This is a genomic window from Macrococcus equipercicus, assembly GCF_024205945.1.
In the GTDB taxonomy this organism is placed as follows: domain Bacteria; phylum Bacillota; class Bacilli; order Staphylococcales; family Staphylococcaceae; genus Macrococcus; species Macrococcus equipercicus.
Window position 1 is genome coordinate 1 of the sequence record NZ_CP073810.1, and the last position, 9,907, is coordinate 9,907.

The following is a 9,907-nucleotide window of genomic DNA, read 5'->3' on the forward strand; positions in this document are numbered from 1 at the left end:
AAAGAATGATTTAAGGAAACATCATATATGATAAAAGTCATAGAGTGCATGCCATGGAAAAGACCGGCGTGTACTCTTTTTTCGTTCCTAAATACTAAAAAAGGAATGATAGAAATGACTTACATCATGAACGACTTTGAAAATAACTTTGAAACAATCATCGCAATGGATCGCACGGTTGAGCGATACAATCGTCATCTTAAAAAGACTGAATACCGTATTTTAAACGTTTTAAAACAACATAGCTTAAAGGTGATTGGTTATGCTCATCTAAAACTTCAGACTATCGCAGATCATCTCGAAATCAGTAAGAAAACCGTCTACCGTATTTTAAAAAATCTCGATGCTAAAGGTTATATTACGAAGATTCATACCGTTAGTGGTAAACGTAAAAATAACGGCGCAAATGTCTATCGTATCAACACGTATACGCAATATGAAATCCTTAAAGAAAAAAATGTCCACGCTAAAATGTCCACGCTTAATCAGGTTATGAAGACCGGAAAAGCATTGTCGCAACAAGCCTTACAACATGTTCGCGCAAAAAAGGAAACTATATATTTTTTAAATCTATTAAATATATTTTTAAGTAACAAGAAACGTTTAAATAAAACACATTCTAAAATTTTATATCACAACATTAAAAAATCAGATATTCGTGTCAAACCGATGGAAGTGCCTGACGAAATTTACAACGTCGCAAAGCCTTTCTTTAGTGATGAAGAAATTCTGTCTCTATACAAAACAATGCTGAAAGAAACCATCGGTAACAATATCTATGACACTGAAGATCACATTGAAATTATGAATTATGCGATACAATCACTTGTTAAGGCAAAGAAAAGAGTTTCTCACGGACAGAAAGCTGAGATAAAGAGTGACAGAGCGTACTACATTGGGATTCTTCGAGAATATATCGCACAACAGTTCTATGTCTATAATGCTGTCATCTAGTTATGGAGTGACGGATTGATATTCGAGATCATGTCGTTTCTGTAGCTTCTCGACACGTTCCAGGAAAGACTGTTGTGTTCGTGGTGTCTGGATCTGTTGCTGAATCTGATAACGGACGTTGTCATAGTCCTGTGATGTCAGGTTGCTGTATTCAGAGATACTGAGATGTTCCAGTTGAAGCTTTTGGATGAGCCTGTCACCGATCTGATGTTCATACGTTGATAGATAGTCACTGTATTTATCCATCAGAGCTTTACGTTTCCTCGGGTCATCAACCTGACTGATTTTTTTCTGTGCAACTGAAAAATGTTGATGTGTGACATGCTTCTTCACGGTCGTATCCAGTAGTCCTTTGTCGACTAAGCCTTCCAGATAGGTCTCAGCTGTTTTGGACTGCTGGTGGACTTTCTGTACATGTAGATGCGCCTGATAATAAGGCAACGGTGATAAAGGCGTCCATGTACTGATCGTGAACCCTATGCCGAAGAGCATCACAGATAAAGGCAGTGTGAATCTTAACGATGCGAGATGGTCCTCAAATTTCGCCGTCAATACGAATATTAAATAGAGACACAAAGCAACGATACAGATCGGGATGCCATAATAGAGGAATGTGAACATCCTAATGCATCCCTGTTATAAGATAATAGATGGTGAATATCACAAAGATCAAACTGATGATGACGGGGATATAGTTCAGGATAAGCTTTGTTCTGAGGTAGCTATGATTCAGCTCCGTCTGATGCATCTCTATTTCAGACTTCATCTCTCTTTTCAGATCCGTTAAGACGTCCCGTCTAAGACTTTCAGCGTTCAAATCCACCACGGTCATGTCGTTTATCTTGTCCTGGCTGTGTTGGATGGTCCTCTGAAGTTCGGTCTTGAGTGTTCGATTTTCGTTGATGACCGTGCGCATCTCCTGTTTGAGTGTCTCGTTGTAGCGTTTCATCTCCTGCATCTCTGATACGAGCGTCAAGTACTTGTCGTGCATACTGTTGAATGCGATCTCTGCTTTCTGGTACTTCAGCGTTAGCTGTACGACCTGCTGGGAGAGGTGTGAATCCTGATTGTCGTTTAAATCGCTCATAAGATTCTCGTTCCTGCTCCAGTCCGTATTTGATTCCCTCGGCACCATAATCAACTCCTAAATTTTTTTCACGTATGATACGTTTCTTACCATCCCGGTCGATAAAATCGTATGAAAAACGGGTCATCTGTTGCTTCTGATTGAATCTTTCCCTTATGTTGACACCTAGATCGGTTAGATGCGCCTTAAAGCGCTCTAAATCGAAATGAAGGCTATCCTTTGTTTTTTCGAATGCCTGATCGATACGTGCTCTTAGATCATCTTTCCATATATATTCGCCTTTATCCTTGAGTTTCTGTTCTTTAATCGTAACTGATGTGCCACGTTCCTTATGCTTTTCAATGACAGGATAACCATGTTCCTGTACAACCGAATCATTGATGCGTTCGACGATCATCTTTTCCTGATAACAGTGATATTTGTGGCCATCCTCTAAATTTACCGCATTAAACACGATGTGATTATGATAGTTGTCTGTATTGCCATGTGTATAGACGACGGCCTGAAAGCCCCCTCCGAGTTCTGAATTCATCCGTTCGGCCAGTTCATATCCCATCTGATTGACTTCAAAAGGATCAATATCACGCCCTTTAAAGGACTGTTCAATGAGGTGCGCCTGAATGTCCTTGCCTTCGTCCTTCGCCTTGTTGAACGCTTTCCTCACGACACGAAATTCATATTCAGCGTTACTCGGATCACAGTTGATCCCAGACATTGCGATACACTTCTTCTCCTGTGTGTCCTTATCTTTACCATCACGCCCATATTTGATGGATGCCGTGGCACTTCTAGAGGATGCTACTTTAGTCTGTGCCATATCTGATGCACCTCATTCTGAAGTCGTTCAAATTCATGCTGAGATGCCTGAAATTCTTCTGTCAGCTTTTTAATCGCATTCAATTCTACAGAACCAACATAGGGTTCACGTGCTAAAGCTTTTAAAGCACGTGTCGACTGATTCATATTGTTCCCTACTCTACTGATCTCTCCGGATAATTTTGAAAGTGGTGGTAAGATACTCTGAATATCCTCTGACTTCATCAGTGGACGATGAATCTTCCCTCCTAATGCGCGTGCCTTTAAATATGATGTGATGTTCAAGTTGGCACTTGAAGCTGTACCAGCGATCACATCATATTCATCTGCGTTCACTCGGAAAGAAATAATCTTTGATTTTTTCTTTGCCTCGCTCACTTGTTCGTCCCTCCATTCTGTAAAAAATAGCTCATATTCATTCGTCATTTTTTACGCCACTCCGTGCCGAAGTGATGTGATGTATCGGTTTAGACTGCTCCCTATTCGGTCGCAGACATTCACACGATTGTTGTAAATCCAAATATCTCACTATTCGCTCGAATTTGAGATTAACAACAGCCATCACATCACAAGAACACAAAACATTTATTGTACAATTGTTCTGTCACGATGTTTATCTCAATTGTACCATAAATTGTACAAAAATGTTTTGGTCAAGCAGTGCGAATGTATACATTTGCTTCGCAAAGTATCATCCGCCTCCTTGTAAGGGAAAAGTATTTCCCTTAACCCTTTCGTTTTTTATCTTCGTCTATTTCTTCGAAATAGTCTGCGATAAAAAATATAAAGATCCATCGAAACATCACATGATGTTTCGATGGATCTTTGCAGAAAATATCTTCCAATTAATTTGAAAACGCTGACTACTTTCGTCAGCATATTCAAATCAATTTCACACAAAAGAGACTGTATTTCAGTCCCTTTTGTAAGACTGGCTATCACAGTTTAGCTCTTCGTTCTAAACTGTGATAGCCAATTCGTCAGACCCTTTAAGTCACTCACGTGCCAGTAACCTTTTGAATCGTCCATTGCGTTCGCAATGTTGTTTAAATCCTTTTTTATTTGATGCAGTTCATTCTGGACTGCATCAAATTTATTTGAATCAATAACTGACTGATCTTTGCGTGAAATGGCATAATTTCTCTTAAATTCATCTAGTGAGATGAATTTACCGTTTTCTTTTTTAGGGAAGTCCTTACCAAAGACTTCTTTCAAGGTCTGAAGTTCTTTTCTGTCTTTTTCACGCTTTTCTTTTAATAACTGTTTCTTTTTTTCTTCTAACGCTTGAATTTCTTTTTCGTAATCAATATTAGTCATCGTATATCCTCCTGATGTTTATCGTTATCCTTATTATGCCACTAGTCTTTACGTGGTAAAAAGAATAAAGTAGGCCACCTAGAAGAATTCATATGAATTCGATATAATGAGTAAGCCGTCTTCACTTCCATAGGCGAGATCTTATGGAAGGAGGTGATCTCCATGGATTTTTTACTTGTTAGCGTTATAGCGCCCCTTTATGTGGGCGTAGCTCTTGCGTTGTTTTCTCACTGGTTAGATCAACGTAAGAAATAAGACGGCATACCAGCACCTAAAAACCCCCTGACTGTTCCAGCAGTCAGGGGGTTCGGTGTTTCCATGGAATTTCTACTTGTTGATTTCATTATATATCATTCAGTTTTCTTTGTAAAATTAATCAATGACATAGACATACTTTACAGCATGTTTAAAAATCGTTATTTCTCGTCCATCTTCTGTTTCGATAATAATCTCATACTGTGGTGCAAATAAATATGTTCCAGTGATAGCTTTTCCGTCAGTAAAAACAATTTTAATCTTTTCACCTTTGCGATGATAAAAACCAAACTTTCTTTTTACCTCTGTCTTTTCCTCAGATATATAATCACCTCAATCTTTTATTTATTTAATTATAACTAAGAAATATTACTGAATAAACACATAAATAGGACCGTATAAGAGTAATAAAGCGTTCTGACAAGCCTTTAAACTACTTTAGGACTTTACAACCATTCAAATACATTATCGTTGCTTGTACGTTGTCTGTGCTAAGCTTTAACAAATCATTGGCAAACACTTGATAAAATAATATAGTATTTGATCAAGTGTTGTCTAAAACGTCATGAATAACTTAATAAATAATTGCATTTGATTAAGGTAGATGTATTGATATAATTGTCTTTGAGATACTTAACAAATGATTGTCAAAGGATTAATAAGTTTAGATATAATTAGGCAAACGTTTAATAAACTATTGATAAAGGATTGATAAAATGAAATCATGTATTGATCTTGCTAATGAATTGAATGTAAGTAAACAAACTGTGTTTAATAATGCTAAAAAATTGGAAATAGAACTGACTAAGCAAGACAATACTTTGTATGTTTCAAGTGCTGATGATGTTGAAGCAATTAAAAATAGAATACTCAATAATAAAGCTAAGTCATTGAATGTAGATGTATCTGAACTAATAAATAATGATAGTAGCTCAAAGCAAGACAATGATACTCAAGATGTATCAAACAATAACAATAAAATAGAACTTCTTAGACAAATGATTGATGATAAAAACAAACAAATACAATCATTGCAAGATGATAAGCAAGACTTGACCTCATTACTTAAGCAGCAACAACAGTTGTTACACAATCAACAGTCATTACAATTACAATCCAATGATAAGATAAAGGCTCTTGAATTAGAACTACAGGAAGTCAAAGAAGATACTTCAAAGGCTGATAATGTGCAAGATACAAATAAAATTGATAACTTTTATCGTGACTTAAGAGAAGATAAGCAAGAAAGTAATAGCACGACAAATAAAAAAGGTGGCTTGTTGTCACGTTTCTTTAAGTGATATTAAAAAATTATTGAGTTAAAATAACATTAAAAAATATACTTGAATATTACTGATGGATATGTTAAGCTTCATTCAAATGAATTTTTGAATGAGGTGCTTTTATGTTTCAAACTATTATTACTGCTACTGTTTTATACACAGCAACTGCTGTAGACTTATTAGTTATTTTATTAATTTTCTTTGCTAGAGCTAGCACAAAGAAAGAATATAGAAACATCTATATTGGACAATATCTAGGTTCTATTATTTTAATATTAGTAAGTTTATTTTTAGCTTTCGTATTAAATTATGTTCCAGAGAAATGGATGTTAGGATTGCTAGGTATAATACCAATTTATTTCGGTGTTAAAGTAGCATTATATGACGATTGTGCTGGTGAAAAAAGAGCAAAAAAAGAATTGGATAAAAAAGGATTATCAAAATTAATAGGAACTGTGGCATTAGTGACTATCGCAAGTTGTGGTGCTGATAACATTGGATTGTTTGTTCCATATTTTGTTTCACTTAATATGTCAAATCTAATAGTTACACTTATTACATTTTTAGTGTTGATATTTGTATTAGTTTTTACAGCTCAAAAAATTGCTAATATACCTGGAATTGGTGGTACTATTGAGAAGTATAGTCGTTGGATAATGGCTGTTATTTATATAGGACTAGGAATGTTTATTATCATAGAAAATAAAACAATTCAAACAATTTTAGAATTTTTATTTTAGATAAGGGTGTTGAAATTAAATGAATAAATCTATTACTTGTGACATAGTATGTGTTCATGAAGATAAAGTGGACAAAGCGTTAGATTTTTTAAAAATTGAGAAGTCGCAAAGATTACTTAATATTTTTCAAAAAATATGCGATGAAAAAAAATTAAAAATTGTATTGTCTTTACTGAGTGAAAAAGAACTTTGTGTCTGTGATATTGCTATCATTCTAGATATGAGTGTGGCTTCTACATCTCATCATCTTAGATTATTGTATAAAAATGATGTTCTTGATTTTTATAAAAATGGGAAAATGGTATATTATTTTATCAAAGATGAAGAAATTAAGTTATTTTTTAGTAATAATTAAGCGGTCATATTTCTGTGTCTGCTTTTTTTATTTGTCTGAAAATGTAACACAATGGTAATTATGTTACATGTCAAACCCCGTAAACACAGGGGTTTATTTTTATGCCTCAAATAATGTATCATAATGATATCAATACGTATATTATACGTATCATACAGGAGTGGTTTTGATGAACAGCGTAGAACCGATTCGTGACGTAAAAAAGATACAGGAGATGAAAGAAGCACTCGCTTATTATGGATCAGAGCGTGATGTCTTTTTATTTAATTTAGGGATTAACTGTGGCTTGAGAGTGAGTGACATGTTGGGATTAAAGAAAAAGGATATTAAGGACTATACAATCAAACTCAGAGAACAGAAGACCCGTAAACAGAAACAAATCCCCCTTTATCATATAAAGGAGGATATTGATCGTTATATTCAGTTCCTGGAGGATGAAGATTATCTGTTTAAAAGCAATAAACTCGATTCTGAGGGCAATAGTAAACCCATTAGCCGTGTACAGGCTTATAGAATCCTGAATCATTCAGCAAAATCAATCGGTTTAAGTGATATCGGCACACATTCTATGCGTAAGACCTTTGGTTACCATTACTACAAAAAAACGAAGGATGTCGCTTTATTGATGGATTTATTTAATCATTCATCCCAGTCTGTTACATTGAAATATGTTGGAATTAATCAAGATATTCTAAATGAATTAATTATTGAAATAATGAGGGATATATTCGATTAATACTTTCATTAATCTTTTTTATCTTTCAATATCAAAATTTCATTACGCCAAAACTTTTTGTATTAAATTGAGATATTATCTCATTTATTTTATCGATATCTACATTATTTAATCCATTTTCGAAGATTATATTCAAATCAGAAGAATCATTTAATTCTCTAAACTTCATATTTATTGAATTTCTTAAACATTAAATCATTCCTTCATATCTTATTGGTATAATATATTTCGTTTGTCAAAATAAGCTAGACAACTTCTCATCTTCGATGAAACTCATAAATACTTCCAATGGTGTCCTATAACCAAGAGATTTTCTAGGTCGATTATTGAGGGAATGTGCAACTTGAATAATATAATCGTCTGTAACTGTGTTGAAATCCATATCTTTGTCCAGACCGTTTCTTCTAAGCATACCATTTGAATGTTCATTAAGACCACGCTGCGAAGGTGTGCCTGGATCAGCAAAAAAGATAGATATATCGTGTTGGTTACTGATTGACTTCCAGCTGGAAAACTCTTTACCGCAGTCGAATGTAATGGATTTAAAGAGACGATAAGGTAAAGCCGAAAACATACTGTTTAATGCTTTTTCAATGTCGGATGCCTTGCGACCTTCCGGTCGTAGGGTGATGATCATCTTAGAAACGCGTTCAACAAGGGTGATGACTGCGCTACCATGACGACGACCAACAATCGTATCGCCTTCAAGATGACCGAACTCTTTATCAAAGTCGGGAAATTCAACTGTTCTTTCTGAAATGTGACGTTTGAAAGTCTGACGACCTCTTTTCTCATGATGACCGTTAGGTTTTCTTTTCCCTTTCATCGGAAGTGATTGAACAGGAAGAATATCTTCCCTGAACATTCTGTACAGAGTTTTGACAGAACAGCTGATAGGTTCTTCATTTCTGCCTATGATGGTGTCAGGTGTCCAGCCGTCGGCTATCCTTTTTTGAATATAACTGATCTGATGCTTAGGAAGGACGATTCTACGTCTTCCGCAAAGAGATTTTCTTTTCTTATAGTTCTGATAGAATTCCAGGGCAGATATACCTGCTTTGAATGCATTAATCACATTATAGACGGTCTGTCTTGAACGCTTAATTCTCCGGCAGATCTCACTGACCGAAATTTTCTGGTGGTAATATGATTCTATGAACGCAAGTTCATCCGTGGTAAGATGTGTATAGGCCATTTGTGCTAACTCCTTATGTTTTCTTTGGACGGAAATACATATTGAGTCTAGCACAGAAGGCTTTATTAGTTGTCTAGCTTAATTTTACAATCGGCGATAAAATAAATGAGGTGATTACATTTGATTTTCTTTATTTGTGGTGGTGGTAGCTCTGAAGGTTTAAAAGAAATAAACAAAGAATTTGCAAGTATTTTAAATAGAAATCCTAAAATATTATACCTTCCTCATGCTATAGACGAGAATCATAGAACAATAGAAAATAGTTTTAACTATTTCAAAGATATGATGAGAACTGTAAATATTGTTGATATTGATATTTGTTATGACATAGGAAACACAAAATATAATAATTACGATGCCCTATATATTGCTGGAGGTGACTTAAAAAAGTTATCAAAAGCAATAGATAAAAATTCAATAGAACATTTTATTAAAAAAAATTCTTTTAAATGTATATATGGACATAGTGCTGGGGCAATAATTTTAGGCTCTGATATTTTAGATGAAAGAAATAAAGAAAAAATTAATACATGGAACTTAATCTATGACCATGAGATTACCTGTCATTATTATGCAAATAAAGAATATATAGCTTTATCAAAGAAAAATGATCAGTTAAAGTTACCAGACAATACTGCTGTAATAATTCAAGACAATACTCCAATAAAATATATTGGTGAAGGTATAATATATAAAGAATCTAGAAATAAATGAAAGTATCTACATATATATTATGTATTATATTTAAAAATTTTTTAATTGTAAATACACACAAAAAGTATAATTACACCGAATGTAAATGAACATATTATATAAACATAAATGATGAGTATTCATGCTAATAACGATATTATATATTTTATAGAAAATTCAAAATTTTAATATACTCTTTTTTATTTTTTAATTCATTCGATTTCTCTCAAAAAAATAGCAAACTAAAATAGAAATTTTCTATTTTGGTTTGCTATTTTTTTGGAATAGTTATACAATTTAATTAACTTAATTGAACGTAAAAAGAACATTCAGCATTAATAACTGCTTGCAACAGTTATTAATCGCTTACCGATCGCGTACATCGGCAAACACTTTAGAATGTTCCTTAAACTCTTCTTATAAGATTATGTTTTAATCATACCCGATTTTTAAACAGTTTTCAATAAAACAAATCG

The 9,907-nt window shown here is 34.0% G+C and carries 13 protein-coding genes; 7 read left to right on the forward strand and 6 right to left on the reverse strand.

What is annotated here, in order from left to right:
* Positions 1-126: 126 nt before the first annotated feature.
* Positions 127-954, forward strand: a complete 828-nt coding sequence (locus tag KFV11_RS11445; protein WP_254250632.1) for a helix-turn-helix domain-containing protein — start codon at positions 127-129, stop codon at positions 952-954.
* On the opposite strand, the gene KFV11_RS11450 is transcribed toward KFV11_RS11445, so the two are convergent.
* From KFV11_RS11450 to KFV11_RS11470, 5 genes are all read right to left on the reverse strand, one after another.
* A complete protein-coding gene (locus KFV11_RS11450) occupies positions 955-1,575 on the reverse strand; it encodes a hypothetical protein (protein WP_254250633.1) in 621 nt (206 codons plus the stop codon).
* Between the two features lies 1 nt (position 1,576).
* Complete coding sequence (locus tag KFV11_RS11455; RefSeq protein WP_254250634.1) at positions 1,577-1,771, reverse strand: hypothetical protein; 195 nt, start codon at positions 1,769-1,771, stop codon at positions 1,577-1,579.
* Positions 1,761-2,858 (reverse strand): relaxase/mobilization nuclease domain-containing protein, encoded by a 1,098-nt coding sequence (locus tag KFV11_RS11460; protein ID WP_254250635.1) that lies wholly within the window; start codon positions 2,856-2,858, stop codon positions 1,761-1,763. The genes KFV11_RS11455 and KFV11_RS11460 overlap by 11 nt, the downstream gene beginning before the upstream one ends.
* A complete protein-coding gene (locus tag KFV11_RS11465) occupies positions 2,840-3,283 on the reverse strand; it encodes a plasmid mobilization protein (RefSeq protein WP_254250636.1) in 444 nt (147 codons plus the stop codon). Before KFV11_RS11465 ends, KFV11_RS11460 begins: the two co-directional genes overlap by 19 nt.
* A 519-nt stretch (positions 3,284-3,802) precedes the next feature.
* Positions 3,803-4,174, reverse strand: a complete 372-nt coding sequence (locus KFV11_RS11470; RefSeq protein ID WP_254250637.1) for a hypothetical protein — start codon at positions 4,172-4,174, stop codon at positions 3,803-3,805.
* 162 nt (positions 4,175-4,336) lie between these two features.
* Between KFV11_RS11470 and KFV11_RS11475 the strand changes: the two genes are divergently transcribed.
* From KFV11_RS11475 to KFV11_RS11495, 5 genes are all read left to right on the forward strand, one after another.
* Complete coding sequence (locus KFV11_RS11475; RefSeq protein WP_149459942.1) at positions 4,337-4,429, forward strand: type I toxin-antitoxin system Fst family toxin; 93 nt, start codon at positions 4,337-4,339, stop codon at positions 4,427-4,429.
* A 716-nt stretch (positions 4,430-5,145) separates the two neighbouring features.
* Complete coding sequence (locus tag KFV11_RS11480; protein ID WP_254250628.1) at positions 5,146-5,730, forward strand: hypothetical protein; 585 nt, start codon at positions 5,146-5,148, stop codon at positions 5,728-5,730.
* 104 nt (positions 5,731-5,834) lie between these two features.
* Complete coding sequence (locus tag KFV11_RS11485; protein ID WP_149459927.1) at positions 5,835-6,452, forward strand: CadD family cadmium resistance transporter; 618 nt, start codon at positions 5,835-5,837, stop codon at positions 6,450-6,452.
* Between the two features lie 19 nt (positions 6,453-6,471).
* Positions 6,472-6,807, forward strand: a complete 336-nt coding sequence (locus KFV11_RS11490; RefSeq protein WP_133418528.1) for an ArsR/SmtB family transcription factor — start codon at positions 6,472-6,474, stop codon at positions 6,805-6,807.
* Positions 6,808-6,976: 169 nt separating this feature from the next.
* Positions 6,977-7,543 (forward strand): tyrosine-type recombinase/integrase, encoded by a 567-nt coding sequence (locus KFV11_RS11495; RefSeq protein ID WP_254250629.1) that lies wholly within the window; start codon positions 6,977-6,979, stop codon positions 7,541-7,543.
* A 235-nt stretch (positions 7,544-7,778) separates the two neighbouring features.
* Here KFV11_RS11495 and KFV11_RS11500 read toward each other — a convergent pair whose 3' ends face one another.
* Positions 7,779-8,738: an IS30 family transposase gene (locus KFV11_RS11500; protein ID WP_254250630.1), complete on the reverse strand. Its 960-nt coding sequence runs from the start codon at positions 8,736-8,738 to the stop codon at positions 7,779-7,781.
* Positions 8,739-8,858: 120 nt separating this feature from the next.
* Between KFV11_RS11500 and KFV11_RS11505 the strand changes: the two genes are divergently transcribed.
* Positions 8,859-9,452: a Type 1 glutamine amidotransferase-like domain-containing protein gene (locus KFV11_RS11505; RefSeq protein WP_254250631.1), complete on the forward strand. Its 594-nt coding sequence runs from the start codon at positions 8,859-8,861 to the stop codon at positions 9,450-9,452.
* Positions 9,453-9,907: the final 455 nt, after the last annotated feature.